This is a genomic window from Gammaproteobacteria bacterium (assembly GCA_011375345.1).
Taxonomy (GTDB): Bacteria; Pseudomonadota; Gammaproteobacteria; order DRLM01; family DRLM01; genus DRLM01.
In genome coordinates this window covers 1-26353 of sequence record DRLM01000069.1, presented here as the reverse complement: position 1 = coordinate 26353, position 26353 = coordinate 1, and the positions used below count along the sequence as shown (strand labels likewise).

Sequence of the window (26353 nt, the reverse complement as noted above, 5' to 3'; positions counted from 1 at the left end):
TGCCGTGGCTGGCCCGCGCCGGAGCGCCGCTCCGGCCCGGCGCATTGTCGCTGCTGGCGCGCTTTCCCACCCGCCTGTGGGCGCGCCTGGGTGAGCGTGCCCGGTGGGGGGTGGCTTTGGCCATGCCGGCCCTGTCGGCGGCGCTGTCGTTCGCAGCCCTGAGCTGGACCTCCGACATCCGGGCGCTGTACCAGGCGCCGCCGGAACTGGCGGCGCAAGAAGCGGTGGTGCGCGACGTGGTGCGCCGGGATGCCGCCAACCAATACTTTCTGGTGACGGCCTCCAGCGCCCAGGGGGTGCTGGAAAAGTCCGAGGCCTTGACCGGGGAATTGCGCGCGGTGGTGCAGCGGGGTGCGCTGGGTGGCTTCACGGCGCTTTCCGACTACCTGCCCTCTGCTGAGCGGCAGGCAGCCAATTACCGTGCGCTGAAAGCGGGGCTCTATGGCGCAGACGGTCCCGTCTGGCGCTACATGGCGGCGGTGGGGTTTGAGGGGCCGGCCATGGATCAACACCGGGCGGTCTTTGCCGCGGCCCAAGACGCTTACCTGGCTGTGGATGCCGCCATGGCGGCCCTGCCCCGGGAACTCCGCCGCTTGTGGCTGGGGGACATCGACGGCCGCTACGCCACTGTCATCGTGCTCAGGGGCGTCAATGAGCTGGAGCCGCTGCGCCGCCTGGCCGAGTCAGCGTCCGGGGTGTATTTCGTGGACAATGTGGCAGACATCTCCGCCGCACTGGATGCCCAGCGGGCGGCGGCCACCCGACTCCTGGGGGCGGCCTATGGGGTTGTTGGCTTGCTGTTGCTGGCGTGTTACCGCCGCCTGCGGGCGCTGGCGCTGCTGTTGCCGGTGCTGGTGGCCAGTTTCCTGACCCTGGCGGTGTTGGTGGCGTCCGGCGTGGAGCTGGGGCTGTTTCATGTGTTCGCCTTGTTTTTGATCCTGGGCCTGGGGATGGACTACAGCATTTTTCTGCACAGCAGCGCTGAGGGAAACCCGGCCTGCGCCTTGGCGGTATTGTTGTCGGCGCTCACCAGCGCCTTGTCCTTTGGGCTGCTGTCTTTGAGTTCCACACCCATGGTGCAGGCTTTTGGAATCACCGTGCTGCTGGGCAGCCTCTTCAATGTGCTGCTGGCGCCGCTTGCGCGTCTGGGCCGGGTCTGAACCTGTGGGGAGAAGCTTGCGTGCCCTGGCGTGGCGTTGGCAGGTGCCGGTGATGACGCTGCTGTTGTCCGCCTGCGCCGGCCTTGGCCCGCCGGAATCTGCGGTGCCGGCATGGGAACCACTGCCTCCGCACACCCTGGGGCGGACGCTGGCGGCCCAGCAGCGGGTGCAGGCCCGCTTGGGAGGCCACCGGCGGGTGTTTGACGCCGCGGTGGAAGTGAACCGGCAGGGCTTGCAGGTGGTGCTGCTTACCCCGTTGGGACAACGGGTGGCGTCATTGCGCTACAATGGCCGGGTGCTCAGATTTGAAAAAGGGGCCGCGGCGCCGGACAGTTTCCCCCCCGCCATGATGCTCGAAGCGATGCAAATGATTTACTGGCCGGCGGCGGTGCTGAATGGCCGGGCGGGTGCGGGCGGGTGGCGGATCGAGGAGCAGCGCCGCCGGCGCGTGGTGTTTTACGCTGAGCGGGCGGTGGCCGAACTGCGCTACAGCACCGATGAGCCCTGGCAGGGGCGCGTTGAAATGGTCAACTATCCCCATGGCTATAGTTTGACCGTCGACAGCGCGATACTGTCTCCCGGGCAATGAGTTTTGCTTCATGCCTGCCCAGCCCTTGTTTCGAGATGTCGCCGAACTCCTGCCCCACGCCGCGCCCATGATCTTGATAGATGAGGTGACCGACTGGGGGGAGGGGTTTTTGGAGGCCCGGGTCGCTCACGCCGCACCGTCTTTGTTCGCCCTGGACGATGGCAGCGTTCCCGCCTGGGTGGGCATAGAGTACATGGCCCAGGCCATTGGCGCCTACGCGGGCATCAGGGCCAGGCGCCGCGGTGAGCCCGTTCGCATTGGTTTTTTGCTGGGCGCCAGGGAGTATGCCGCCCGGGTGCCGTATTTCCGCCCGCGCCAGGTGGTGACGGTACGGGTCGAGAGCATCTTTCGCGATGAGGCCGAAATCGCGGCGTTTGACTGTGAAATCCGCGATGGGGGAACGCTGCTCGCCAAGGCAGAAGTGAAAGCGGTGCAGCCCGACAATCCAGAAGACGTGTTCGCAACATGACAAGAACTGTTTTGGTCACCGGGTCGGGCCGGGGCATCGGCCGCGCCATCGCCGAGCAACTCGCCGCGGACGGCTTTGAGCTGGTCTTGCACTGCCGGACTCAGCGGGCCGCCACTGAGGCCGTGCAGGCCGGGATCGAGAGCCGCGGCGGGTGCGCCCGCATTGTGCAATTCGATGTGGCGGACCGGGCCGCGGCCGCCGCGGCGCTGGCGGCGGATGTGGAGGCTCACGGCGCCTATTACGGTGTGGTGTGCAACGCCGGCCTGGCGCGGGATGCCGCCTTTCCCGCCCTCACGGAGGAGGACTGGGACCGCGTGATCCACACCAATCTGGACGGTTTTTACAATGTGCTGCACCCCCTTATCATGCCCATGGTGCGGCGCCGGCAGCCCGGCCGCATCGTTGCCCTGTCGTCGGTCTCCGGCCTGATGGGAAACCGGGGCCAGGTGAACTACAGCGCCGCCAAAGCCGGCATCATCGGCGCCTGCAAGGCCTTGGCGGTGGAGCTGGCCAAGCGCGACATCACGGTAAATTGCGTGGCGCCGGGCCTGATCGCCACCGACATGCTGGATGAGGCGCCCCTGGAAGAGGCTTTGAAAATGGTGCCCATGCGCCGGGTGGGCCGGCCGGAGGAGGTGGCCGGCCTGGTGAGTTTTTTAATGTCCCACAAGGCGGCGTATATTACCCGGCAGGTGATCTCTGTGAACGGCGGTATGTTTTGACCATGAAGCGCGTAGTGGTGACCGGTGCCGGTGTCGTGACTTCCCTGGGCCATGACTGGGAGACCTTTGCGGCGAACCTCAAAGACGGGGTCAGCGGTATCAAGGTCATGCCCGAGTGGGACCGTTATGAGGATCTCAACACCCGTCTCGGCGGGCCGGTGTCGGATTTCAAGCCGCCCGCCCACTATTCCCGCAAGAAAACCCGCACCATGGGCCGGGTGTCCCTGATGGGCACGTACGCTGCCGAGAAGGCCCTGCAAGACGCCGGTTTGCTGGGTGACCCCGTTTTGCAAAGCGGCCGGGTGGGGGTGGCTTACGGTTCGTCCACGGGCAGCACCGACGCGGTGACGGATTTCGGCAGCATGCTGGTGAACGGTGATATGAGCGGTATCACCGCCACCACCTATATCCGCATGATGGGCCATACCACGGCCGTCAACATCGGCATGTTCTTCGGTCTGCGGGGCCGTATCATTGCCACCTCCACCGCCTGCACCTCGGGCAGCCAGGGCATAGGCGCCGCCTATGAGGCCATCCGCTACGGCAGGCAAACCATCATGCTCGCCGGCGGGGCGGAGGAACTGTGTCCCACTGAAGCGGCGGTGTTTGACACCTTGTACGCCACCAGCACCCGCAACGATGAACCCCAGCTTACGCCGCGACCCTTCGACCGGGACCGCGACGGTCTGGTGATCGGCGAAGGCGCGGGGACTTTGGTGCTGGAGGAGCTGGACCACGCCCGGGCACGGGGCGCGGCCATCCTGGCCGAAGTGGTGGGCTACGGTACCAATTCCGACGGCGGTCACGTGACCCAGCCCAGTTCCGGGACCATGCGCATCGCCATGGAACTGGCCCTGGCGGATGCCGGTATAGATGCCGCCCAGATCGTTCACGTCAATGCCCACGGCACGGCGACGGAGCAGGGGGACCGGGCCGAATCCACCGCCACCGCGGCGCTTTTCGGCTGCCGCACGCCGTTCAGTTCCCTGAAGGGTCATTTGGGCCACACCCTGGGCGCCTGCGGCGTGGTGGAGGCCTGGGCCAGCATCCAGATGATGAACAGCGGCTGGTTCGCGCCCACGCTGAACCTGGAAAATCCTGATCCCCGGTGCGGTGAGCTGGATTACATCATGGGTGAGGGGCGGTATGTGCAGGGCGAGTATGTGATGAACAACAACTTCGCTTTCGGGGGCATCAACACCTCTTTGATTTTCAAACGGTGGCCTGCTTGAAGCGGCCGTTTTATTCACTCCGGCAGGTGTGGTGCCGGCAGCAACACGACATGGGGAGTTCATCATGAAGAACAAATCGCTTGCGATCATTGCGGCGCTGGTATTGTCGCTTTTCGCCACGTCGGCCATGGCCCGGGATGAGCGGCTGAGGTTTCCCATAGAAGATGCGATGACCACCGAAGACGCGCTGGCCAGGCTGGATCCCAATGTCCGCTTCTTTTTTGGCGACCAGCCCTACGGTGATGTGGTGCAGCGTTTTGGTGAATTCCGCACCAACAAGAAAACCAACGCCTTCAACAAGTCCGACCAGCGCGCCTGCGAGTGGGCTTTTTTGTCCGCCATCGTGCAACTGCAGAAACGGGCGCTCAGGGAGGGCGGCAACGCGGTGGTGAATATCCGCAGTAACTACAAAAGCCAGGAATACTCCAGCGCCACCGAATACGAATGCGGCGCGGGCACGTTTCTGGCCGGCGTGGCCTTGATCGGCACGGTGGTCAAGCTGCCCTGAACGGGGGTTTTGTGCGGGAGCGGTTCCCGCCGCTCCCGGCCTGAATGTCAGCCCCCCCGCAGGCCAAACAAGCGTTTCATCCACTTTTTCGCCGTCGGTGTCAGCCCCGCCTTGAGGCGCTGATCGGCCAGGCGCCGGTTGATTTGCGCCAGGGTGGGGTAGATGTGGATGACGCCGGACAAATCCTTGGCTTTCATGTTTTTCGCCATGGCCAGCACGTATTCGTGAATGATGTCGCCGGCGTGGGGCCCCACCAGGGTGACGCCCAGCAGGGTGCCTTTGGGGTCGGTGATGAGCTTGGCAAAGCCCTCGGTGTCGCCGTCGGCCTGGGCGCGGTCGATGTCGCGGAACGAAAAGCGGTACACCTCGTGGGCCAGGCCCCGTTTTCTGGCTTCGGTTTCCGAAACGCCCACCCGCGCCACTTCCGGGTCGCTGTAGGTGCACCAGGGGACGACCCGTTGTTCCACCCTGGCGGGCCAGTGAAAGAGGGCGTTGCGCAGCACCACGCCGGCCTGGTGCTCGGCCATGTGGGTGAACAGGTACGGGCCGGTGATGTCACCGCAGGCGTAGATGTGTTTCTGGGAGGTGCGCAGGCGCCGGTCGGTGGTGATCCAGCCCCGCCGGGTGGCGACGCCGGCCTGATCCAGGCCCAGGTTTTCGCTGTTGGGACGGCGGCCCACGGCGATGAGCAGGTGGCTGCCCTGCACGTCGCTTTCCGTGCCGGCGGTGCTTTTGAGCCGCAGGCGGACTTCGCCGGCGCTCCCCTCCACCCGCACTGCGCTTTGGTTCAAAGCCAGGGTCAGCCCCTCGTCCCGCAGGCGGTTTTGCAGCACGGCGGCCACGTCGCTGTCCTCTTTGTCCAGCACCTGCGCGCCGCGCTGCACCACGGTGACGCGGCTGCCGAGGCGGGCGAAGGCCTGCGCCATTTCCACGCCGATGGGGCCGCCGCCCAGCACGATCAAGTGCGCCACCGGCTCGCGCAGGGCAAACACCGTCTCGTTGGTGAGGTAGGGTACTTCATCCAGGCCCGCGATGGGGGGCACGAAGGGCCGGCTGCCGGTGGCGATGACGAAGCGGCGCGCGGTGAGGGTGCGGTCACCCGCCACAAAGCGGTGGGGGTCGCTGAAGGCGCCGTTGCCGAACACCAGGTCCACCCCCATGGCGCGGAAGCGCTCCGGGCTGTCGTTGGGCGCTATGGCCCGGATGACGGCGGTCACCCGTTCCATGACCGCGGCGATGTCGGCCTGGGGGGGTGGTACCTGCACGCCGAAGCGCCGGGCCGTGCGGGCCAGATGGGCCACTTTGGCCGACTGCAGCAGGGCCTTGCTGGGCACGCAGCCGTACCACAGGCAATCGCCTCCCAGCCGGTTCTTTTCCACCAGGACGACTTTGGCGCCCAAGGCCGCGGCGCCGGCGGCGACCACCAGGCCGGCGGCGCCGCCGCCGATGACGCACAGATCGTATTCGGGATGGCTCATGCTTGGTGATCCTTATGGTGCTGTTGGAAATGAATCGTAGGACCGACGTGATCGCCCCCCCGGGGCGGCTGCCCGTCGCTCACGCAGGGCAGGGGGCATACGCGCTTGTTTCTCAATGGCCGTTCAGGGCCCAGTCGTAGGGCAGGTCGGCGTCGTAGTCAAAGGCGGCGGGCAGGCCCGGCCGGTGGCGCCGCACAAAAGCGGCCACCCCGCCCCGGGCCTGGAAGTCGTCCTCGAACCAGTCGAAGAGGCGGGACAGGTGCACGTCTCCGCCCTGGTGGCGCAGGCCTTTTTGGGGGTTGTTCAGAAACGCCCGCGTTTGTTCGTCCAGTTGCCGGTCCAGTTGCGCACCGCGGTAGGGTTCGGGGCGCAGATCGGGACAACTGACCGAGGCGCAGACGATGGCCATGTGGATGCGCGGCTCGCCCATGGGCCGCAGCACCTCATGTTCGATATGGTGCAGGGTCACGGTGTGCCCGCCCACGCTGCCCGCGGGGCGTTGCCACACCGGTTGCAGCCAGCCACCGGCGTCTTTGATGCTGGTCAGGGGCCAGTTGTCCACCACGGTTTTGATGGCCAGGATGTTGTAAGCGTTGATGTAAAAGGCCAGGCGCTCCTGTCGGTTCACCAGGGTGGCAGGGTCGAAGGCGGCCAGAGCGGCCACGGTGCGGTGCCAGTCCGGGTCCGCCTTGAGCGCCGTGTAGTTCACCACCTTGAGGTCCACGCCATGGATCCGACCCGGTTTGACATGGCGCTGCAGCACGTCGGCATAGGCGCGCCAGTCCGGCTCCGCCGCCGCCAGGGGCGCGGTCAGGGCGCAAGTGAGGAGAAACAACAATGTTTTCATCGCGGTGAGTCCACAGTAACAGCGGCTTGTTCGTCGCACCAATGCCGGCGTCCTTACAAGCCAGGTATACTGTCTGCTGTCGGCCGGGCGCGCGTACCCGCTGAACGATAACAATAATGAGGGAGTGGAGTATGACCCTGGAAAGCCTGCTACGCGAGGCCGTGCGTTGCGGCGCCTCGGATCTGTTCATCACCGCGGGGGCTGCCCCCAGCATCAAGGCCCATGGCCGGATCTCACGGCTCTGTGAGACGGTGTTGGATGCTGCGGGCAGCCTGGCCCTGGTGCAAGAGGCCATGGATGAGACCCAGCAGGCGGAGTTCGCCGCCACACGGGAGGCCAATTTCGCCCTGGAGCGGCCGGGCCTGGGGCGTTTCCGGGTCAATGTGTTCCAGCATCAAAGCCGCTTGGGCATGGTCCTGCGCCGTATCCAGACTGACATACCCGCTTTTGCTGATCTGCACCTGCCCCCTGAACTGGCCGGGCTGAGCCTGGCGCCCCGCGGCCTGGTGCTGGTGGTGGGGGCCACGGGCGCCGGCAAGTCCACCACCCTGGCGGCCATGGTGGGTCATCGCAACCGCCACGCGGCGGAGCACATCGTCTGCATCGAAGACCCCATCGAGTTCATCCACCCGTCCCAAGGCTGCATCATCACCCAGCGGGAGGTGGGCCTGGACACGGATTCCTTTGAAGTGGCCCTGCGCAATGCCATGCGCCAGGCGCCGGACGTGATTGTGGTGGGAGAGATTCGCAGTCGCGTGGTGATGGAGCAGGCTCTCACCTTCGCCGAGACCGGCCATCTGTGCCTGTCCACCCTGCATGCGGCCAACGCCGTGCAGGCCCTGGAGCGCATGGTTCATTTTGTACCCCGGGAACGGCGCGAGCAGGTGTTGTTGGATCTGTCCTTGAATCTGAAGGCCATCGTGGCCCAGCGTTTGATTCCCGCGGCGACCGGCCAGGGGCGGCGGGTGGCGGTGGAGTTGCTCTTGAACACACCGCTGGCCGCCGATCTCATCCGGGCGGGGGAGTTCGATGAGCTGAAAAGTCTGATGAAACGCTCAGGCGGGCTGGGCATGCGCACCTTTGACCAAGCGGTGCTTGAGTTGTATCAAACCGGTGAGATCGGCTATGACGAGGCTTTGCATCACGCCGATTCCAGCAACGAAGTGCGTTTGATGATCAAGCTGGAACAGGGGGCGGCGCAGGCAGCGGAGTGGGCCCTGGCGGGTGAGGGGGGGTGACCGCCCTGCCTCTCATGTCCTGGCTTGTGACCTTGCCGGTGTCTGTCAGAGCGCCGGCGCCGCGCTCTTGTGGCGCTTTATTTTTTTGACCGAGACCTTGGCCGCTTCGGTGACGTTGTAGAGTTCCAGTTTTTCCAGCTCATCCTCGGCCACGGGCATCATGGCCACATCACCGGCCAGCGCATCATCGGTTTCCTTCATCACCCGGCGCAGTATTGCTTTGTATTGGAACGTCATCACGGCGAAGCGCGTGTATTTGTCCAGCAGCTCCCACAGGTAGCGGCTGTAAAACACCAGCGGGTTTTCGGTGGGAAAACCGGGGCGGCGGTCGCGGCGGTACTTGCGCCGGAACAGGCCGCCTTCCAAAGGGTGCATCTTTTCCAGTTTGATGCAGGCGTAAAAGGAGAGCAGCTTGATCATCATGTGACGGGGGTCAAAGCCCCAGGCTTTGGCGCGGCGGATGACGGTTGCCACGTGACCGGGTGAGTAGTAAATGTCCCAGGCCTTGAGATAGACCCGCTTCAGTTCCTCCGGCGACATGGTGGGGTGGCGGGTGGTGACGTGTTCGAGATCGTATTTGTTCATGTCCGGGTCCATGTATTGGCCGGTTTCCAGGAGTTCTTTGTGATCGCGCGAACCGGGCAGTGGCGTGAGGATGAAAAATTCCAGCAGATCCACCGGCAGTTCTCTTTGGATGATTTTGATGTCGCGTTCGATGGTTTCGGGTGTATCGCCGGGAAAACCCAGGATATAACCTGCATAAGTCAGTGCGCCGACGCTGTGCCAGGCTTGCAGCATGGCGCGGTACTCGGTGATGCGGTTCTGGCCTTTGCGCGCTTCCTGCAAGGCATCGGGGTTGATATTTTCCATGCCGATGAACACCCGCGTCACTCCGGCGCGGCCCGCTTTTTCGATGAAGCGGGGAATCTTGTGACACATGGTGTCCACTTGAATGATGATGGTGATGTTGAGCTTTTCCACTTCCCGCAAGTGAATGATGCGATCCAGCAGGGTTTCCCAGTCGCGGTTGCGGGCGAAGTTGTCGTCGGTGATGAAAAAGTTATGGACGCCCTGGGCCAGTTGTTTGCGGATGATGCGTTCCACGTCGTCGGCGCTGCGGTAGCGGGAGCGGCGGCCCTGCACATTGATAATGGTGCAAAAGCTGCAAAGATAAGGACAACCGCGCCCGGCGTCGAAGCTGGCGCGCTTGCCGGCGGTTTTTTCGATGACGCCAATGGGAAGAAACGGCGGGGCTTCGCCGCCTATGCCGGGCAGGTCGGACATGTAGTTGTACACGGGTTGGAGCCGGCCCGCGTAGGCATCCCGCAACAGGCTGTCCAGGCGCCCGGATTCCAGTTCGCCCGCGAACAGGCTGATGCCCTCATCCACCGCCTCCTGCAAATCGGCGGGCATCTCATTCAACATGGCCAGGCAGCCGCTCACGTGAAATCCGCCCATGGCCACCGGCACACCGGCGGCGCGGAATTTTCTGGCCAGGTCCATGGCGCGGGGGAACTGATTGGATTGCACGCCCACCAGGCCGACCAGGCCTGAGCCGCCGCCGGCTTTGATTTGTGCGGCGATGTCGTCCACTTTGATGCGGGTGTTGGTTTCATCCAGGGCGGCAAGCCGGATCTCAACATCTTCACCCAACACCTTGCGCTCGGCGCAATCCAGCGCCAGGCCGTAAACAGTGGCCAGGGAATTGGCGGGAATGGAAGAACGCAGCCACTGGATGACGTAGCCCTCGTCGTCGTAGTGGGAAGGTTTGATGAGTATCAGCCGGAAAACTTTGGAAGATGTCTGGCCACCGGTCATTGCGAAACCCCCGTTTGGCTTGGGTGGGTGCGGCGGTGGAAGAAGCTTCTTTCCGCTGCTGCCGCTTAATCTAAAGGTCTGGGGTCTGTTGTCAAGGGCGCAGGCGTCAGCCCAGCAGCATATAGGCTGACAACATCAACAACAATCCGGCGAAGGCGCGTTTGATGTGAGGCGCGGGCAGCTTGTGGGTCAGATGCGCGCCCAAGGGCGCAAAAAAGACGCTGGCGACGACCACGCCCGCCAGCGCCGGCAAATAGACATAGCCCAGGCTGGCGGCGGGTAAATCCGGCGCATTCCAGCCGGCGACAATAAACCCCAGGCTGCCCGCGAGGGCAAGGGGAAGTCCGCAGGCTGCGGAGGTGGCAATGGCTTCGCGCGCAGGGACATTGCACCACAGCAAAAAGGGCACCGTGAGTGTGCCGCCGCCGATGCCCACCAGGGTGGACAGCGCTCCGATCAGGCTTCCCGCGCCCATCAGGCCGACACCCCGGGGGAGGCCGCGGCTGGGCCGCGGTTTGATGTTGAGCAGCATCTGAACGGCGACATAAAACTCGAACAGGCCGAACAGGCCGCGCAAAAGAGCGCCGGGCAGGGCCTCGGCCAGTGCGGCGCCGCCCCAGGCGCCGCCGACGATGCCCGGCGCCAGGCCGGCCACCACTGGCCAGCGTACCGCGCCGTGGCGGTGGTGGGCGCGGATGGAAGACAGCGAGGTGAACACGATGGTGGCCAGCGATGTGCCTACGGCAAGGTGCATGATGGCGGTTTCGGGCAAGCCCTGACTCACAAACACGCCGGTCAGGACGGGCACGATGATCAATCCCCCGCCCACGCCCAGCAGGCCGGCGACGAGGCCGGCGAAGGCACCCAGGGAGAAGTAAAAAAAGTATTCCACGTTTTATCGTTGTGCCTTTGCAGCCTGGTTTGCGTCGGGGCGGGCGCCGGGTCAAGCGGGGTGATCACAGCGCAAGCGGCCCGCCAGTACCGTGACCGCCTGGCCGCCCAGCAAGACACGGTCACCGGCAAGGCGTATCCGCACCACGCCCCCGCGGGCCGAGCATTGCTGCGCCAGCAGCTCGTCCTTGTTCAGCCGCTTGCGCCAAAACGGTCCCAGGCAGCAGTGGGCGGAGCCGGTGACGGGGTCTTCGGGAATGCCGGCAGCCGGTGCGAAAAAGCGCGAAACGAAGTCGTAGCGGCCGCTCTCGTCCCGGGCCGTGACCATGACGCCGCGGGCGGAAATGGCGCCGAGGGCGGCGAAGTCCGGCTGGAGCTTGCGCACCGTTTCCGCGCTGTCCACTTCGACCAGATAGTCGAAGCGGTTCTTGCCCAAGTACAGCCACCCGCTGCCCAGGGCCCCGGCCAGCGTGGGCGGCGCGGCCACCGTGGCCGCGGGCTCGGCGGGAAAGTCCAGCTCGATCATGTCGTCTTGTCTGACCGCGGCGAGCGGGCCGCTGCGGGTGTGAAAGCGCGCCGGCGCGTCTGCGGGGAGGCGACCTTCCTGCCACAATACATGAGCCGCCGCCAGGGTGGCGTGGCCACACAGATCGACCTCCAGCGTGGGCGTGAACCAGCGCAAATCGAAACCGTCATCGCGGGCGAGCACGAACGCGGTCTCGGACAGATGCATCTCCGCCGCCACCGCCTGCAGCCACGCATCGTCACAAGGCGGCGCGTCGAGAAGACACACGGCGGCAGGGTTGCCGCCAAAGGGGCGGGAGGTGAAAGCGTCCACAATGAAAAGGGGCAGCGTCATGGTTATTATTCTTTGGCGGTCAGGCCCGTCTCGACAGCGTAACACGACGGCATGGTTGGCGGAGGGCCGCTCCGCGAGAGCCAAAGCTGTTGCTGCCCGGCTACAGCATGGGCACTTCCATGAGCAGAACCCGGGCGTTGCCGCGCGCGGTCAAGGTCAGCTCGTCAGCGCCGCATACGCCCAAGCCGTCGCGCTTGTTCATCTGTTCGCCCGCCACGGCCAGGCCGCCGTCGATCAAAAACACGTAAACGCCGTTGCCGGGGCGCTGCATGGCGTAACGCAGGGTGTTGGCGGCGGTAATATCCGCCAGGGCGAACCAGGCATCCTGCTGGATGTCCAGGGCGCCATCACGCCGCTTGGGGGCGACGATGAATTGGATGCGGTTTTGCCGGCCCACCGCCGGGAAGGGCCGCTGCTCGTAGTCGGGTGGAATGTCCCGGGTTTTGGGCCGCACCCAGATTTGCAGAAAATTCACCGGCTCGGTGGCGGAGGCGTTGTATTCCGAATGGGTGATGCCCGTCCCGGCGGACATGCGTTGTACCTCGCCTGGGTGCAAGGCTTCGTCGCGTCCGGTGCTGTCTTTGTGGTGCAGGGTGCCGCTCAGCGGGATGGAGACGATTTCCATGTTGCGGTGCCTGTGCGTGGGAAAGCCGGCGCCGGGAGCCACCAGATCGTCATTGAGCACCCGCAGCGCGCCAAAGCCCATGCGTTCGCGGTCGTGGTAGTCGGCAAAGCTGAAGGTGTGGCGGCTGCGCAGCCAGCCCTGATCGCCGCCGCCGCGAGTATCGGCCCGGTGGATCGTGGTGGCCATGGAAGGCTCCTTAGTCATCGTTCCCTGCTGGCTGTTGCTGGCATGAATGGTTTTCTGATAAAAGCAGCTACCAAACGGTATGCAGCGAGGTGAGCCGGTGTTTGAAAAAACGCACGGCGGCGCGGTTGCAGCGGCTTGATGGCGCGGCGCAGGGGTGTGCCGTCATTGGCGCTGAAGCGGAAAAAAGCGAAGGGCTTTGGCACTCGCCAAAGCCCATGATCCTGAGCTGTAAACCCGACAGGCCCCTAGTTGGAGGCTGTTTGCAGCGCCTGCAAGTCTTTGATGACCTGGCCGGTGTGGCTGTCGGTGTAAACCTTGTGGTAGACCTTGGCCACTTTGCCTTCCGGGTCGATGAGAAAGGTCTGCCGCCGCACCACGCGCAGGGGACCGAATTCCCAGTAGGAGCCGTAGCTTTGCGCCGTTGCGCCGCTGGTGTCGGCCAGAATGGGGAAGTTCAGCTTGTTTTTTTCCGCGAACAGGGCGTGGCTTTCCACATCATCCAGGCTGATGCCGAGGACTTCGGCGCCCATGGACTTAAAACGGTCCAGGCTGTCGCGGAAACTGCACGCTTCCTCGGTGCAGGACGATGTGCCGTCCTTGGGGTAGAAATACACCACCACCCATTTGCCACGGTAGTCGGCCAGATTGTGAGTGGTGTTGCTCTGGTCCGGAAGCGAGAATTCCGGTGCCGCTTCGCCCACCGCCGGGCTGGCGCAGGCCGCCGTTCCCGCAAAGGCCATCAACAATCCCAGGACACAAGCTTTGAGCATGCGTGTCATGCGTATATTCCCCCGCCGCGTATGCAAGATCAAAACGCCGGGCCCGCCGGCCCGCCCCGTCGGGCCGCTGAGACGGCCCGGGCAGCAAGGCGGTCAACGCATGTAGGGGCCTTGCTGCCTGGCTCAAAATTCTGCCAAAGCGGCATTCTACGGTAAAACCGCCGTCGGGGTCACCTCCGGACTCAATAAGGCACGATTTTCCCGTCAAAAGCCACGAATGCGCCGGGTTCATAGCGGTCGGCCCTGGCGATAACCCGCGCCATGCCCGCTGCGGAAGTCGCGGCGTCGATCAGTCCGCCGTGGCCGGTCATGTCCGTGCGTACCCAGCCGGGGTGCAGGGTGATCACCCGGACGCCGTCCGGCGCCAAATCAATGGCCATGGATTTGGACACAATCACCAAGGCCGCTTTGGCGGCGCGGTAGGCATAGCAGCCGCCACTGCTGTTGTCCGCCGAAGAGCCCATTTTCGAGCTTACATTGGCAATGGTGCCCCGCGCCCGCCGCAATCGTGTGAGCAGGGTTTGCACCACCCGCAACGGGCCGGCGCAGTCGACGTCGAAGACTTCCAGCATGGTTTTTGGCGTCACGCCACTCAGGCTTTGGCCCTGTTCTTTTTTCGGGCCGTAGATCCCCGCATTGTTATTAACCCGGCAATTAGGATTGTCGGGTTAATGGTGCGGCACAGGGATGTGCCGCCATTGGCGCAAGTCAATGCGAGCCCGCGAAATACCAGCCATTTCGCACAATGGCGCCCGTATTTCGCGGGCGGCAATCAAACAGCTCAGGACGACCTGTTTGATTGCCGGGTTAATAATGAGCAAGTCGATGGCATCCGGCAGCCCCGCCGCGTCGGCAAAACCCGGCGCCGGGTCTTGTCGCACATCCCATTGCAGTGGGTGCAAACGCGGGTGGTTCAAAGCGGGCAGCTCGTGGTGATCGCGACGGTAATAGGCCCATACCTCGCCGCCCTGTTCCAGATAATGTTTGACGAAAGCCAGGCCGATGCCGCGGTTGGCCCCGGTGATGAGTACGTTCATGGTGGTGTTGCTCCTGGTGCTGTGGCGCTGGCAGAGGGCTTGTCCGATGTCCCCGGCAGGCCTGTTCATGGCGGGATGAATGTAAGCATCTCACAAGTTGTCTGTCACGATAATTGAACATCGTTTAGTTTGTGCTAGACTCTTCCTTTGTCATTCACAGACCGGACGGGAACCTGGAGCTTACTTGGGACGGCGCAGCGATCACAGCCGGGATGAAATCCGGGAGATGGCTTTACAGGCCGCCGAGGCCATTGTGGCCGCACGGGGGTTGGCGGGGCTGAGCGCCCGGAAAATCGCATCGGGCATGGGTTACACCGTGGGCAGCTTGTACCTGGTTTTCCGCAATCTCGATGATTTGATTCTGCACATGAACGGCCGCACGCTGGATGCTTTGTATCAGGCGCTGCGGCAGCGGGCGGATGGCGCCCAGGGCGAAGACGGTGTGTTGGCGCTGGCCCATGCATATGTTGATTTTGCCGGCCGGCATCAAGGGCTTTGGGATGCCGTGTTTCAGTTCCGCCGTCCGCAAGGGGAGGCCCTGCCCGGAGGCTATCAAGCCAAGGTGCGGCGCATGTTTGCCTTGGTGGAGGAGCGCCTGGCGCCGGTGGTGCCGGACAAATCCCCCACCGAACTCGTTGTGGCGGCACGTGCCTTATGGAGCGGTGTGCACGGGGTGTGCACCCTGTCGCTGACCGGCAGTTTTTCCGCCGCCGGGGTTCAATCGGTGCGCGAGCTGGTCGATTCCCTGGTCAGGAATTACTTGCGCGGGTTGAGCACAGCCTGACCGGAGAACGGCGTGACCCTGATAAAACTCATTCTGCGTTGGCTGCTGACCCGGCTCTATGGTGTGGAGGTGCACGGTTTGGCGCACTGCCGTCAGGCGGGCGGGCGGGTGTTGATTGTCGCCAATCACACTTCTTATCTGGACGCGGCGCTGCTGTTTGCGTTTCTGCCCGGTCATCTCACTTTCGCCGTCAACGCGGGCGTTGCCCGCCGCTGGTGGGTGCGCCTGGCTCTGGCCTGGGTGGATCACTTCCCCATGGAGCCTGCCAACCCGTTTTCCATTCGCGGTCTGGTGAAGTTTGTTCAGCAAGGCCGCCAGGCGGTGATTTTTCCCGAAGGGCGCATTACCGTGACCGGTTCGCTGATGAAAATCTACCAAGGCCCCGGCCTGGTGGCGGACCGGTCCCGGGCGGCCTTGCTGCCCGTGCGCATCGACGGCGCGCAGCTGAGCCCTTTTTCCCGCCTGCGCGGACGCGAGCGCCTGCGCTGGTTTCCCCGCATTCGCATTACCGTCCTGCCGCCCCGGCATTTGTTGATTCCCACCGCGGTGCGCGGCCGGGCGCGGCGGGTGGCAGCCGGGCGGCTGCTGGCGGACCTGATGACGGAGATGATCTTCGTCACCAGCGATTACCGGCACACCCTGTTCGAGGCCCTGCTGGATGCCCGGCGGCGCCATGGTGGCAGGCGCCTGGTGATGGAAGACGTTGAGCGCCGGCCTGTGAGCTACGATGGTCTGATTCGCCGCATTTTCGTACTGGGCCGGGTGTTGGCGGGGGACACGGCGCGGGGTGAACGGGTGGGACTGTTGTTGCCCAACACCGTCAACACGGTGGCGGCGCTGTTTGCCTTGCAGGTGCACGGCCGTGTGCCCGCCATGCTGAATTTTTCCGCCGGCGCGCGCAACGTGCTGGCGGCGGCGCAAGCGGTGGAGCTGCGCATCGTGGTGACGTCCCGGCGGTTTGTGCAGATGGCCCGCCTGGCGGCGTTGATCGAGCGTCTGGAGGAGCGCTTGCGCATGGTCTATCTGGAAGACCTCCGCGACCGTCTGCAAGCGGGCGACAGGTTGCGCGGTGTGTGGTGTGCGCTGTTTGCCAGAACCGCGTACAACCATTTGAGCCGCCGCGCCCAAGCGGGGGATCCCGCCGTGGTGTTGTTTACCTCCGGTTCGGAAGGCGTGCCCAAGGGTGTTGTGCTGTCTCATGCCAACCTGCTGGCCAATCGCGCCCAGTTGGCGGCGCGCCTGGACTTCAACGCCCAAGACATTATTTTGAATGCACTGCCCATGTTCCATTCCTTCGGTCTGACAGCGGGTACCCTGCTGCCGCTGCTGTCCGGCATGAAAACGTTTTTCTATCCCAACCCGCTGCACTACCGCATCATTCCCGAACTGGCCTATGATTTAAACGCCACCATCCTGTTTGGCACCAATACCTTCCTCGCCGGCTACGCCCGTTATGCCCACCCCTATGACTTCTACAGCATGCGTTACGTCTTTGCCGGGGCGGAAAAACTGCACGACGAAACGCGGCGGGTGTGGGCGGAGAAATTCGGCCTGCGCGTGTTGGAAGGCTACGGTTCCACCGAAACCGCGCCTGTGCTTGCCGTCAACACCCCCATGGATTTCCGTGCCGGCAGCGTCGGCCGCTTGATTCCCGGCATTGAATACGAACTGGAGCCCGTGCCCGGCGTTAGTGCAGGGGGGCGTTTGCTGGTGCGCGGTCCCAACATCATGCTGGGCTATTTGCGCGCCGGGCGTCCCGGCGTATTGGAGCCCCCGGCCGCCACGCGCGGCAACGGCTGGTATGACACCGGCGACATCGCCCGTGTCGATGACGACGGCTTCGTCTGGCTGCTGGGCCGCGCCAGACGCTTTGCCAAAATCGGCGGTGAAATGGTCTCCCTCGCCGCCGTCGAAGACCTGGCCGCGCGCCTGTGGCCCAAGGCCCTGCATGCCGCCATCAACCTGCCCGATCCACGCAAAGGCGAGCGCATTGCCCTGCTTACCACGCAAGGGGGGGCCACGCGCGAACAACTGGCGGCGTTTGCAAAACAGGAAGGCGCGGGCGAGCTGATGGTGCCGCGGCGGGTGGCAGTGACGAGGGTGATGCCCGTGCTGGGCAGCGGGAAAGTGGATTATGGGGCGGTGCGTGAGTTGTTGGATGAACAACCGGTGCCGCCGATGGTGGTCACAACAACAAAGCAATAGCCCGGATGGCGCCTGGCGGAACCCGGCTTCCGCTCACTCCGCCAGCAAATACTCCAGCAAGGCTTTCTTGGTATGCAGCCGGTTTTCCGCTTCCTCCCACACCACGCTTTGGGGGTCGTCGATGACTTCGGCGCTGACTTCCTCGCCGCGGTGGGCGGGGAGGCAGTGCATGAACAGGGCGTCGGGATGGGCCAGGGCCATGAGTCCGGCGGTGACCTGATAGGGCGCGAAAGCCTGGTTGCGGGTGTGTTGTTCGTCTTCCTGGCCCATGCTGGCCCAGACATCGGTGACCACCAGATGGGCGCCTTCCACAGCGGCGTGGGGATCGTCCACCAGCACGGCGTGACCCTTGCCGCTGTCTAACACGTCCTCATCCGGCAGATAGTCTGGGGGGCAGGCGATGCGCAAGGCGAACTCCAGGCGTTCGGCAGCGTGGATGTAGGAGTGGCACATGTTGTTGCCGTCGCCCAGCCAGGCCACGGTTTTGCCGCGGATATCGCCCCGGTGTTCGAAAAAGGTCTGCATGTCGGCCAAGAGCTGGCAGGGGTGCTCGCGGTCGGTGAGGGCATTGATGACGGGCACGCGGGAGTGGGCCGTGAAACGTTCGAGTTTGTCGTGTTCAAAGGTGCGGATGGTGATGAGGTCCACCATGCGCGACAGCACCCTGGCGGTGTCTTCGATGGGCTCGCCCCGGCCCAGCTGGCTGTCGCGGGGGGAGAGAAAAATGGCGCTGCCGCCGAAGTGAATCATGGCCGTTTCGAATGCCACGCGGGTGCGGGTGGACGATTTTTCGAAAATCATGCCCAGCACTTTGTGTTGCAGGGGCGTGTACATTTCGCCGCGGGCGTGCAGGGTTTTCAGCTCGGTGGAGCGGCGGATGAGGCGGCGCAGCGTGTCCCGGTCCAGATCATGCAAAGAAAGAAAATGACGCGGTTCCATTGGCGGACCCTCGTGGAAAAGATTAGTCCTGGCGCGCAAAGGCGGTGACCAGATCACTGACTTGTGCCACGATCTCGTCCGCTTGTTCGTCGCTCAATATGAAGGGGGGCAAGAGGCGTATCACCCGTTCCGCAGTGACGTTGATCAGCAGGCCCTGTGCCAGCGCCTGGGTCACCAGTTCACCGCAGGGGCGTTCCAGTTCAATCCCCATCATCAGGCCGCGGCCGCGGATGTCGTCGGTGAGTTTGCATTCGGCGCCTTCGCAGTCGGTGAGGCGCCGGCGAAATCCGCCGAGCATGCGGTTGCCCAGTTCCCCGGCGCGGGCGACCAGATTTTCTTTTTCGATCACATCGAGTGTGGTCAGGGCCGCGGCGCAGGCCAGGGGATTGCCGCCAAAGGTGGTGCCGTGGCTGCCGGGCTGGAACAGCGTCGCTGCGTCCCCCCGCGCCAGGCAGGCGCCGATGGGCACGCCGTTGGCCAGGCCTTTGGCCAGGGTGATGATGTCGGGCCGGATGCCGGCGTGTTGGTGCGCGAACCAGCGGCCGGTGCGGCCGACACCGGTTTGGATTTCGTCCAGTATCATCAGCCAGCCGTGTTCATTGCACAGGGCGCGCAGGCCGGCCAGGTAATCGTCGTCGGGCATGTTCACGCCACCCTCGCCCTGGATGGGTTCCACCAGCACCGCCACCACTTCGGGGTTGTTTTCCGCCACGGTGCGGATGGCTTGCAGGTCGTTGAAGGGCACCCGCACGAAACCGCGCACCAGGGGCTCGAAACCGGCCTGGGCCTTGCGGCTGCCGGTGGCGGTGAGGGTGGCCAGGGTGCGGCCGTGGAAGCTGCCTTCCGTGACAATGATGGTGGGCGTGTTGATGCCGTTGCGGCTGCCGTACAGGCGGGCCATTTTGATGGCGGCTTCATTGGCCTCGGCGCCGGAATTGCAGAAAAACGCCTTGTCCATGGCGGTCAGCGCGGTGAGGCGCGCGCCCAATTCTTCTTGTTTGGGGATGCGGTAGAGGTTTGAGGTGTGGGTCAGTGTCCGCGCCTGTTGGCACAAGGCGTCGGCCAGAGCGGGATGGGCGTGACCCAGCACACATACGGCGATGCCACCGAGGGCATCCAGATAGCGCCTGCCCGCGTCATCCCAAAGATAAGCGCCTTCCCCCCGCGTGAAACCCACGGGCAGGCGGGCGTAATTGGACATCAAGGCCTGTGACATAAAAATACACCCCAAAAAGCAAACCGGCAGCGCAAAGAGGCTGCCGGGCAGGAGAGTAATGATAGCGCCGTTTATTTTGCCGGGCAAACGGGGCGGGCCCGCGCTGGGGAAGGGTTTACAACCAGCGCCGCACGGCGCGTTTGTAGGCGAGATAGTCCTGGCCGAATTTGTGTTCCAGATAACGCTCTTCCGGTGCGATGAGGACGGCGCGGGTGGCGAACATGGTGGGGATGAACAACAGGGTCCACCAGGGCATATCGGTACCCACGGACAGGCCCAGATAGGCCAGCAGCAGGCCGGTATAGAGGGGGTTGCGGGAGTATTTGAACGGACCGCTGGTCACGATGCGGGCGGTGGCCTGGTGCGGCTCGGACGGTTGGCCATGCCGCGCCATTTCCCTTTTCGCCATATAAATCAGCGCGCTGCCGAGCAACAGCAGCGGGGCGCCGAGGACATGCAGCAGCTCGCGGTCGATGACATGGGTGAAGGTGAGCGGCCACCAAAACTCCAGGCCGAAACCGAGTATCAGGCTCATGCCAAAAATTGCGTCGGCAGTACGCCAGCGACTGTGGTGGGCAGCGTCGAGATCCAAGGAATCCTCCCAATAGTTAATAAAAATGCTCAACTATTGGATGATACCAACAAGGGGTGGGGGGTTGTCGAGGGGGCAGCGATGCAAGCGGGTGGCGCGAGGCCTGCCACCCGCCACAATAGAGGGGCTTGAACTCAGTGTCCGGTTGCGGCTTTGGCGATGGTGGCTTTTTCCACGAGCAGCGGGTAGCTGTAGCCCATGCCGAAATCCACATCGGTGGCCACGGTGCCGGTGATCACCACCCGGTCGCCGATGTGGGCGGTGTCCTGGCTGGTCACCGTGAGGTCATTGCTGCCCTGGTGCCCGGTGCCGTCTTGCAGGTGAAGGAAATTGCGTTTCATCACCCCGTTGGTGACCTTGACCACCTCACCGCTAACCTGAACCTGTTGGCCGCTCAGTACGGCTTTGTCCTGGTAGAGTTCCTCGATGGTTTTTTTCACGGGCGCGCCGGCGAAGGCGGAGCAGGCGAACAAAGTGCCGCAGAGCAGGGCTGCGAAAGGCTTGATTTGTACGGGCATGTTGTGGACTCCTGAAGTGATTGAGGCCGGGCGGCCTGATACAGGCAGCGCCACACCGCGGACCGGACCTGGGCGCCAGCCGGAACGAAGACCGCAGTATAGCGGCAGTTGCCCGGTGAGGCGATGGCTGAGCGGGCAGGCGTCCGGGACAGGCCGCTGTGGAATCGCCCGGATTGCGGTACCATGGAAAGGTGGAATCCCAGGGAGAATGGGTGGGCGCCGGACGGCAGGGTTCAGCGTCAGTGGGCTGTAGCACAGGACTCCAATGACACATATCAACAAACCGATCTTGCGGGCAGTCGGCGCGGCCATGGTGATGTTCGTGCTGGGTGGCTGGGTGGCGGCGAACGCGCCGGGTGTGCCTTACAATATTGTCGAGCTGTTTGCCGGTGGGGCCATGTGGGTCACGCCCGTGCTGTTGCTGGGGGCGGTGTACGGCCTGTTTGGCGTGCCCGTTCTGCTGGCTGCGCTGTTTACCGATGGCAAACGGTGGGTGGCGCGGCTGGTGCCCTTGTTGCTGATCATCACGGCCGCAGCAGCCTGGCTGATGCTTTGGTATGCCGTTCCCGAGGAGAGCATCCACGATCTGGTGGGATCGCCGGTTCTGGACTGGCCGTGGCAATGGGAAACCCTGGGCCGGTTCGTGGCCCTGGCCCTGGTTCCGGTGACCCTGATAGCCGCCGTCGCCTGGGTGTTGCTGGTGACGGACCGCTATTACCCCAGGCGCCTGGACAATGCGGGATACGGCGCGCTGGTGGCGGTGTTGTTTCTGGCCGTCAGCCATTACGTGGTGGTGGAAGCCGCCGCCACCGACAATCTGACTGAACTGATGGCAGGTGGCGGTGGCATCCTGGCCAGCCTGGCGCTGGCGCTGTGGGTGCTGGTGTTGGGGTTTGCGGGGACTTTGCTGGCCTATTATCTGGTTCACCGGCGCCGTTTTACGGCCAACAGCGCATGGGTTTTTTTGCTGGCGCTGGCTTCCTTTCCGGTGGCCTATGGGCTCTTCTACCTGGGGACCGAGCAGGCCGTCAACAAATACGGGCAGGTGTTTTCCGCCCAGCAGTTTCTGCTCAGCACCAACCGGGAAAGCCTTGCGGACGGTATTGAGTTACTGGCGCGTTATTTGATTGCCCATGGGGCGTTTTTGGTTTTGGTGGTGCTGGCGCAATGGCCGTTCTGGCTGGCGCTGAAAGGCCTGGGTCCGGCGGCGGTGCCGGTGCAGCGCCCGCGCCGCCCAGTAGCCCGCCAGGCCTCCGGTGAGGCTCAGGCCCCAGTCAGTAACGTCCACTACTTTCCCGGGCAGCGCCAGTTGTCCCAGTTCGATCATCGCGGGCGTAACAGCGAGTACCGCCATGGCGCCGGCGATGTAAGGCCCATGCCATTTCGAAAACCGTAACCGCATCGCCGGCCACGCCAGCAAAGCTCCCAGCGGCGCAAAAAACACCAGCTTGTGAATGATTTCCGTGACGGCGCGAAACTCGGTGCTGAAGTAGTAGCTGGCGAAGGGGATCAGGTTGATGTGCTTGCTCCTTTCAAGCAGGAATGCTCTTTCTGTGCGGAAATCGAAGGGAAACCAGAAAAGGGCGGCAAGGGTGATGAGCCAGGCGCCCAGCGCCAGGGTCCACCACAGCGTGAGATGGGTCTGACGCGCTGGTGTTTGGGATGCGTCCAGTTTGAGCCATCCGAAGCGGGACAACATATCCGCCGCCGCCACCCCCAGCCCGCCGCCCGCCATGGCCGTGACAATGTCCGTGGTGTCGGTGACGCGCGAGTAAACGAACAACTGGGCCAGCTCCAGCACGGTCGCCGCGCCGACAACAAACGCAAAGCTGCGCTGGCGTGATTTTCGCGTCAGCCGGCACAGCATCGCCACCGGAACCCACAGGGCGGCATCGGTGGCCAGCTGGTAAAAAGCGCTTGCCGTGCTGTCGTAGCCGAAGGCAAACGGTATCAGATTCACCCTCCCCTCCCGCCACTTGTGGAACAGCTCTATGGGGCTGATGGTCAGGTCCAGCGGCAGCACACTGTAGGCGAAAATCACCAGCACATAGGCATACAACAGCTTTTGCGCCATGCCGCCGGTGCGATGCAGCTGCGACCAGTGTGACACCCAGGAAACAAATCGTGTGCCCAGCAGCCAGGCCAGCATCACCCCGGCGCCGGCGCCGGCCAGATTGGCGTAAATGTCATAGATGGACGGAGTGCGGGGCGGGAAAAACTGCTGCAGGAATTCGATGCCTACCGTCACCAGGGCGCAAACGCCAAAAACGATCAGCGGCAGCAGCACCCGGGCGGCGGTGTGGGTCACCCTCCAGCAGGCGCTGCACAACAGGAAAGCCAGGGGAATATACAAAATGACGTTGGTGGCGAAGTCGGTCCGTGAGGCGGTCAGCCCGCTGTCGCCGATGTGTCTGAAGTTCATCCAGGCCTCGGCCAGGGGTTTGGCAGTGAAAGCAAACGGGACGAAGCTGCCATAGATGATAAACAGCATATAAGCGAGCCCCGTCAGCCCCGCCAGTTTGTAAGGGGATCGTTCGTTCACGCGCTATCGCCTCTTGCCCGTTTTCACGCGGGCCCTCTTAAGGATCAGATATTTTATGCCAATGCACCGCCCGGCAGTAGCATGGTGGCCGGCCGGGGTGTAGTCTTGAGACAGCATGTGGCAAATTGAAGGTGCGGGTCATGCGGCAGTGGTTTTCGCTGGTGGTGTTTCTGGTGTGTTCGGCTGGTGCGTTGAACCCGTCTCTCGCAAGCGCGGAGCTGGCGGACACGGTCCGGCGGATCAAACCCAGCATTGTCGGTGTGGGCGTGTATGCCCCCACGTCCCGGCCACCGGCACGGCTGGCAGGCACGGGTTTTGTGGTGGCCGACGGACGGCATGTCATCACCAATGACCATGTGTTGCCCAAGGTGCTGGATGTGTCCAGCAAGGAGCAGCTCGCCGTGCTCATTCCCGGCGGACGATCCAATGTGCGCATCGCCGCGCGGGTGGCCACCGATCCGGTGCATGACCTGGCCCTGCTGAAAATATCCGACGCGCCTTTGCCTGCCATGCGCCTGGGGGATGCGGACCAGGTGCGCGAAGGTGAATTGTACGCATTCACCGGCTTTCCGATCGGCACTGTGTTGGGGCTCTACCCGGTCACCCACCATGGGATAGTGTCGGCGGTCACCCCTATCGCCGTTCCTCTGCTCAGAGGCCGCGATTTGAATCCGGCGCTGATCAGAAGATTGCGCTCTCCCTACACGGTTTTCCAGCTGGATGCGACCGCCTATCCGGGCAATAGCGGCAGCCCCGTGTATGACCCGGAAACGGGTGAAGTGATCGGGATCATCAACAAGGTGTTTGTAAAAGGGAGCAAAGAAGCAATGTTGGAAAATCCCAGCGGGATCACCTATGCTATTCCGGTTAAGTACGCGAAGGAACTCATTGAAAAAGCGGGCTTGGCGCCGTAGGCGCGGGCTGGTGCGTGGCTTTTTGTGTGTGCCAAAACAAAGGCGGCCCGGAGGCCGCCTGGAGTTTCTTCTTATTGTATGTAGTTATTGTGTGTCTTTTATTGTTGTTGATACCAAGCAGGCGGTTAAGCCTGTGAATCACAACCAACCACTGAGACCCAATCTCGGCCTACTCTCAAGCAAGGGGTAGGCCAAGTTTTTTAAGGACATGTTTTTTATAAAAATTAACATTGCGAGCTGCAACAGGGCTGGTGCGCCAGACGGGCCAATGTAAAATCCACCGACGTTTGTTTTGGTATTGTCCGGGTGCCCGAACAGCAGGGGGGCTCGGCTTTTCGGCGGGGAGACCGAGGTGTTTCCGGAAGTGGCGAAAGACCGTACAATACGTCGGATTGACGTTGAGGAAAGAGCTTGTAATATGTTAAGCGCTTCCAGACTGGAAGGTAGGGGATATGCGGGGACGGTTCCCGTTCTCACTAGGGGGTAAAATGATGCAGAAAACTTTGCAAGTTTGGTTGGTCGTGCTCGCGATGTCTTTGGGTGTTGGGGGTGTTGCGCAGGCGGGAACCAAAGGTGATCCCGCAGCCGGGGAGGCCAAAGCGGGCTTGTGTGGGGGATGTCACGGCTTTGACGGCAACAGCGCCGATGCCACGTTTCCCCGGCTGGCCGGCCAGTATGCTGACTACATTGTCAAGCAGATTCGCGATTTCCAAAAAGGCTTGCGCGCCAACAACGACACCATGGCCGGTATGGCGGCCATGGTAGCCAGCGTGCAGGACGCCAAGGACATCGGTGCTTACTTCTCCCAGCAGAAGAAGGCCAAGGAGCCGCTGGCGCCTGTCGACAAGAAAAAAGCGAAAGTCGGCGAAAAGATTTTTTATGAGGGCATTCCCGAAAAGAATGTCTACGGTTGCGTCAACTGTCACGGTGAGCGCGGGAATGGCAAGGCACCCAATGTGGCGCAGTTCCCGGTGATCGGTGGTCAGCACCGCGACTACATCATCAAGGAACTCAAAGACTTCAAAAGCGGTCTGCGGAGCAACGATCCGGCGGGCATGATGGCGAATATCGCCAAGGGCCTGTCGGAGGAGGAGATGGAAGCCCTGGCTAATTATTTGTCCGGCTTGCTGTAAAAGGCGCGCGCCGAACCGTGATGGAAGCGGGCCCCTGGCCCGCTTCTCATTTGTCAGAGCAGCGTGGTTTTTGCGCGGGAACGGCGCTTACCCCGCCTCCTGCACAAAGGCCACCAGATGATGGGCGGATATGCGCAATCCCACCCGTTCGCCCACCGGGTAATCATAATGGCTGGGGAACAGCGCCAGGAGAGTCGTGCCTGTGGCCAGGCGCAGGGTGTAGAGAATTTCGGCGCCTTTAAACGCTTTTTTGACGATATTGCCCTGCAGGCTGCTTTTTGGGTCGTGTAGCACGTCATCCGGCCGCAACAGCACGTCCACCTTGCTGCCGCGCTCCCAGGGGTAGGCCCGGTCGCCGCTGATGACGCCCACCTCTGTTTGAATGCTGTCCGGCGTGAGCACGGTCCCGCTCAGAAACACACCCTGACCAATGAAGTCGGCGACATAGCGGTTTGCCGGCTCGTGATAGATGTTCAACGGTGTGTCCCACTGGATCACCTGGCCGTTTTGCATGATGCCGATCATGTCGCCCAAGGCGAACGCTTCCTGCTGATCGTGAGTCACCAACACCGCGGCGATATTGTGTTCCTTCAATACATCGCGCACTTCCAGTCCCAGCCGCTCCCGCAGCTCCACGTCCAGGTTTGAAAACGGTTCATCCATGAGGATCAGCGCCGGTCGTGCCGCCAAGGCGCGGGCCAGGGCGACGCGTTGCTGTTGGCCTCCGGAGAGTTCATGGGGATAGCGCCCGCCGAAGTCGGCCAGGCCGACGGTGGCGAGCAATTGGGCAGCGGTGTTCCGCTTGGCGGTGCTTGACATGCCGCGCAGGCCGAAACAGACATTGTGGGTGACATCCATGTGGGGAAACAGCGCATAGTCCTGGAACACCATGCCCAGGCGGCGTTTTTCCGGCGGCAGGGTAAAGCCGGGACGCGAGGCGATGCTGCCGTCCAGCACGATTTCGCCCTGGGTGACAGGTTCAAAACCGGCGATGGCACGTAGTACAGTGGTTTTGCCGCAGCCGCTGGAACCCAGCAGACAAGCGATGCAACCTTTGTTTACGTGCAGGCTG

25 protein-coding genes are annotated in these 26353 nt (G+C 63.3%); 10 read left to right on the top strand and 15 right to left on the bottom strand.

Features of this window, described 5'->3' with window-relative positions; translation table 11 throughout:
- Positions 1 to 1119: 1119 nt before the first annotated feature.
- The 5 genes from ENJ19_05020 (at position 1120) to ENJ19_05000 (ending at position 4680) form a co-directional block, all read left to right on the top strand.
- A complete protein-coding gene (locus ENJ19_05020; protein HHM05089.1) occupies positions 1120 to 1749 on the top strand; it encodes a DUF3261 domain-containing protein in 630 nt (209 codons plus the stop codon).
- Between the two features lie 10 nt (positions 1750 to 1759).
- Positions 1760 to 2218: a 3-hydroxylacyl-ACP dehydratase gene (locus ENJ19_05015; protein HHM05088.1), complete on the top strand. Its 459-nt coding sequence runs from the start codon at positions 1760 to 1762 to the stop codon at positions 2216 to 2218.
- Positions 2215 to 2940, top strand: coding sequence for a 3-oxoacyl-ACP reductase FabG (gene fabG / locus ENJ19_05010; GenBank protein ID HHM05087.1), 726 nt, complete (start codon positions 2215 to 2217; stop codon positions 2938 to 2940). The genes ENJ19_05015 and fabG overlap by 4 nt, the downstream gene beginning before the upstream one ends.
- A 2-nt stretch (positions 2941 to 2942) precedes the next feature.
- Positions 2943 to 4172 carry a beta-ketoacyl-ACP synthase gene (locus ENJ19_05005; GenBank protein HHM05086.1) on the top strand — a complete coding sequence of 410 codons (1230 nt, stop codon included), beginning with the start codon at positions 2943 to 2945 and terminating at the stop codon, positions 4170 to 4172.
- Between the two features lie 64 nt (positions 4173 to 4236).
- Positions 4237 to 4680 (top strand): excinuclease ABC subunit A, encoded by a 444-nt coding sequence (locus ENJ19_05000; protein HHM05085.1) that lies wholly within the window; start codon positions 4237 to 4239, stop codon positions 4678 to 4680.
- Between the two features lie 47 nt (positions 4681 to 4727).
- On the opposite strand, the gene ENJ19_04995 is transcribed toward ENJ19_05000, so the two are convergent.
- Together ENJ19_04995 and ENJ19_04990 are read right to left on the bottom strand one after the other, a co-directional pair.
- Positions 4728 to 6158 (bottom strand): mercuric reductase, encoded by a 1431-nt coding sequence (locus ENJ19_04995; GenBank protein HHM05084.1) that lies wholly within the window; start codon positions 6156 to 6158, stop codon positions 4728 to 4730.
- A 112-nt stretch (positions 6159 to 6270) separates the two neighbouring features.
- Positions 6271 to 7005: a DUF547 domain-containing protein gene (locus ENJ19_04990; GenBank protein ID HHM05083.1), complete on the bottom strand. Its 735-nt coding sequence runs from the start codon at positions 7003 to 7005 to the stop codon at positions 6271 to 6273.
- Between the two features lie 131 nt (positions 7006 to 7136).
- On the opposite strand from ENJ19_04990, the gene ENJ19_04985 reads away from it, so the two are divergent.
- Positions 7137 to 8243: a PilT/PilU family type 4a pilus ATPase gene (locus ENJ19_04985; protein ID HHM05082.1), complete on the top strand. Its 1107-nt coding sequence runs from the start codon at positions 7137 to 7139 to the stop codon at positions 8241 to 8243.
- Between the two features lie 45 nt (positions 8244 to 8288).
- Here the strand turns inward: ENJ19_04985 and ENJ19_04980 are convergent, their stop codons facing one another.
- From ENJ19_04980 to ENJ19_04950, 7 genes are all read right to left on the bottom strand, one after another.
- Complete coding sequence (locus tag ENJ19_04980; GenBank protein HHM05081.1) at positions 8289 to 10061, bottom strand: radical SAM protein; 1773 nt, start codon at positions 10059 to 10061, stop codon at positions 8289 to 8291.
- 106 nt (positions 10062 to 10167) lie between these two features.
- A complete protein-coding gene (locus ENJ19_04975) occupies positions 10168 to 10953 on the bottom strand; it encodes a sulfite exporter TauE/SafE family protein (protein ID HHM05080.1) in 786 nt (261 codons plus the stop codon).
- Between the two features lie 51 nt (positions 10954 to 11004).
- A complete protein-coding gene (locus ENJ19_04970; GenBank protein HHM05079.1) occupies positions 11005 to 11811 on the bottom strand; it encodes a PhzF family phenazine biosynthesis protein in 807 nt (268 codons plus the stop codon).
- 100 nt (positions 11812 to 11911) lie between these two features.
- Positions 11912 to 12622: a pirin family protein gene (locus tag ENJ19_04965; GenBank protein HHM05078.1), complete on the bottom strand. Its 711-nt coding sequence runs from the start codon at positions 12620 to 12622 to the stop codon at positions 11912 to 11914.
- A gap of 245 nt (positions 12623 to 12867) precedes the next feature.
- Positions 12868 to 13401, bottom strand: a complete 534-nt coding sequence (locus ENJ19_04960) for a peroxiredoxin (protein HHM05077.1) — start codon at positions 13399 to 13401, stop codon at positions 12868 to 12870.
- Positions 13402 to 13583: 182 nt separating this feature from the next.
- On the bottom strand, positions 13584 to 14030 hold the full coding sequence (locus tag ENJ19_04955) for an SDR family NAD(P)-dependent oxidoreductase (protein ID HHM05076.1): 447 nt from the start codon (positions 14028 to 14030) through the stop codon (positions 13584 to 13586).
- 39 nt (positions 14031 to 14069) lie between these two features.
- Positions 14070 to 14438: an SDR family NAD(P)-dependent oxidoreductase gene (locus ENJ19_04950; GenBank protein ID HHM05075.1), complete on the bottom strand. Its 369-nt coding sequence runs from the start codon at positions 14436 to 14438 to the stop codon at positions 14070 to 14072.
- Positions 14439 to 14664: 226 nt separating this feature from the next.
- Between ENJ19_04950 and ENJ19_04945 the strand changes: the two genes are divergently transcribed.
- Together ENJ19_04945 and ENJ19_04940 are read left to right on the top strand one after the other, a co-directional pair.
- A complete protein-coding gene (locus tag ENJ19_04945; protein HHM05074.1) occupies positions 14665 to 15222 on the top strand; it encodes a TetR/AcrR family transcriptional regulator in 558 nt (185 codons plus the stop codon).
- An 18-nt stretch (positions 15223 to 15240) separates the two neighbouring features.
- Complete coding sequence (locus tag ENJ19_04940) at positions 15241 to 17427, top strand: acyl-[ACP]--phospholipid O-acyltransferase (protein HHM05073.1); 2187 nt, start codon at positions 15241 to 15243, stop codon at positions 17425 to 17427.
- A gap of 33 nt (positions 17428 to 17460) precedes the next feature.
- On the opposite strand, the gene argF is transcribed toward ENJ19_04940, so the two are convergent.
- The 5 genes from argF to ENJ19_04915 form a co-directional block, all read right to left on the bottom strand.
- Positions 17461 to 18366, bottom strand: a complete 906-nt coding sequence (argF, locus tag ENJ19_04935) for an ornithine carbamoyltransferase (protein HHM05072.1) — start codon at positions 18364 to 18366, stop codon at positions 17461 to 17463.
- 22 nt (positions 18367 to 18388) lie between these two features.
- Positions 18389 to 19582 carry an acetylornithine transaminase gene (locus ENJ19_04930; GenBank protein HHM05071.1) on the bottom strand — a complete coding sequence of 398 codons (1194 nt, stop codon included), beginning with the start codon at positions 19580 to 19582 and terminating at the stop codon, positions 18389 to 18391.
- Between the two features lie 115 nt (positions 19583 to 19697).
- On the bottom strand, positions 19698 to 20117 hold the full coding sequence (locus tag ENJ19_04925) for an isoprenylcysteine carboxylmethyltransferase family protein (protein ID HHM05070.1): 420 nt from the start codon (positions 20115 to 20117) through the stop codon (positions 19698 to 19700).
- Between the two features lie 191 nt (positions 20118 to 20308).
- Positions 20309 to 20692, bottom strand: a complete 384-nt coding sequence (locus ENJ19_04920) for a hypothetical protein (GenBank protein HHM05069.1) — start codon at positions 20690 to 20692, stop codon at positions 20309 to 20311.
- 1108 nt (positions 20693 to 21800) lie between these two features.
- The gene (locus ENJ19_04915; GenBank protein HHM05068.1) at positions 21801 to 23234 is read right to left on the bottom strand and encodes a VanZ family protein; all 1434 of its coding nucleotides are present in this window, start codon (positions 23232 to 23234) and stop codon (positions 21801 to 21803) included.
- Positions 23235 to 23374: 140 nt separating this feature from the next.
- Between ENJ19_04915 and ENJ19_04910 the strand changes: the two genes are divergently transcribed.
- Together ENJ19_04910 and ENJ19_04905 are read left to right on the top strand one after the other, a co-directional pair.
- Positions 23375 to 24148 carry a serine protease gene (locus ENJ19_04910; protein HHM05067.1) on the top strand — a complete coding sequence of 258 codons (774 nt, stop codon included), beginning with the start codon at positions 23375 to 23377 and terminating at the stop codon, positions 24146 to 24148.
- A 452-nt stretch (positions 24149 to 24600) separates the two neighbouring features.
- On the top strand, positions 24601 to 25281 hold the full coding sequence (locus ENJ19_04905; protein HHM05066.1) for a cytochrome c4: 681 nt from the start codon (positions 24601 to 24603) through the stop codon (positions 25279 to 25281).
- A gap of 87 nt (positions 25282 to 25368) precedes the next feature.
- On the opposite strand, the gene ENJ19_04900 is transcribed toward ENJ19_04905, so the two are convergent.
- Positions 25369 to 26353: ABC transporter ATP-binding protein (locus ENJ19_04900; GenBank protein ID HHM05065.1), on the bottom strand; the 985-nt coding region annotated here is incomplete at its 5' end.

Excerpts from the sequence above, each read along its gene's own strand:
- ENJ19_05020 (HHM05089.1), top strand. The coding sequence starts at position 1,120 with ATGTGCTGCTGGCGCCGCTTGCGCGTCTGGGCCGGGTCTGAACCTGTG.
- ENJ19_05015 (HHM05088.1), top strand. The coding sequence starts at position 1,760 with ATGCCTGCCCAGCCCTTGTTTCGAGATGTCGCCGAACTCCTGCCCCAC.
- fabG (HHM05087.1), top strand. The coding sequence starts at position 2,215 with ATGACAAGAACTGTTTTGGTCACCGGGTCGGGCCGGGGCATCGGCCGC.
- ENJ19_05005 (HHM05086.1), top strand. The coding sequence starts at position 2,943 with ATGAAGCGCGTAGTGGTGACCGGTGCCGGTGTCGTGACTTCCCTGGGC.
- ENJ19_05000 (HHM05085.1), top strand. The coding sequence starts at position 4,237 with ATGAAGAACAAATCGCTTGCGATCATTGCGGCGCTGGTATTGTCGCTT.
- ENJ19_04995 (HHM05084.1), bottom strand. The coding sequence starts at position 6,158 with ATGAGCCATCCCGAATACGATCTGTGCGTCATCGGCGGCGGCGCCGCC.
- ENJ19_04990 (HHM05083.1), bottom strand. The coding sequence starts at position 7,005 with ATGAAAACATTGTTGTTTCTCCTCACTTGCGCCCTGACCGCGCCCCTG.
- ENJ19_04985 (HHM05082.1), top strand. The coding sequence starts at position 7,137 with ATGACCCTGGAAAGCCTGCTACGCGAGGCCGTGCGTTGCGGCGCCTCG.
- ENJ19_04980 (HHM05081.1), bottom strand. The coding sequence starts at position 10,061 with ATGACCGGTGGCCAGACATCTTCCAAAGTTTTCCGGCTGATACTCATC.
- ENJ19_04970 (HHM05079.1), bottom strand. The coding sequence starts at position 11,811 with ATGACGCTGCCCCTTTTCATTGTGGACGCTTTCACCTCCCGCCCCTTT.
- ENJ19_04965 (HHM05078.1), bottom strand. The coding sequence starts at position 12,622 with ATGGCCACCACGATCCACCGGGCCGATACTCGCGGCGGCGGCGATCAG.
- ENJ19_04960 (HHM05077.1), bottom strand. The coding sequence starts at position 13,401 with ATGACACGCATGCTCAAAGCTTGTGTCCTGGGATTGTTGATGGCCTTT.
- ENJ19_04950 (HHM05075.1), bottom strand. The coding sequence starts at position 14,438 with ATGAACGTACTCATCACCGGGGCCAACCGCGGCATCGGCCTGGCTTTC.
- ENJ19_04945 (HHM05074.1), top strand. The coding sequence starts at position 14,665 with ATGGCTTTACAGGCCGCCGAGGCCATTGTGGCCGCACGGGGGTTGGCG.
- argF (HHM05072.1), bottom strand. The coding sequence starts at position 18,366 with ATGGAACCGCGTCATTTTCTTTCTTTGCATGATCTGGACCGGGACACG.
- ENJ19_04930 (HHM05071.1), bottom strand. The coding sequence starts at position 19,582 with ATGTCACAGGCCTTGATGTCCAATTACGCCCGCCTGCCCGTGGGTTTC.
- ENJ19_04925 (HHM05070.1), bottom strand. The coding sequence starts at position 20,117 with ATGAGCCTGATACTCGGTTTCGGCCTGGAGTTTTGGTGGCCGCTCACC.
- ENJ19_04920 (HHM05069.1), bottom strand. The coding sequence starts at position 20,692 with ATGCCCGTACAAATCAAGCCTTTCGCAGCCCTGCTCTGCGGCACTTTG.
- ENJ19_04910 (HHM05067.1), top strand. The coding sequence starts at position 23,375 with ATGCGGCAGTGGTTTTCGCTGGTGGTGTTTCTGGTGTGTTCGGCTGGT.
- ENJ19_04905 (HHM05066.1), top strand. The coding sequence starts at position 24,601 with ATGCGGGGACGGTTCCCGTTCTCACTAGGGGGTAAAATGATGCAGAAA.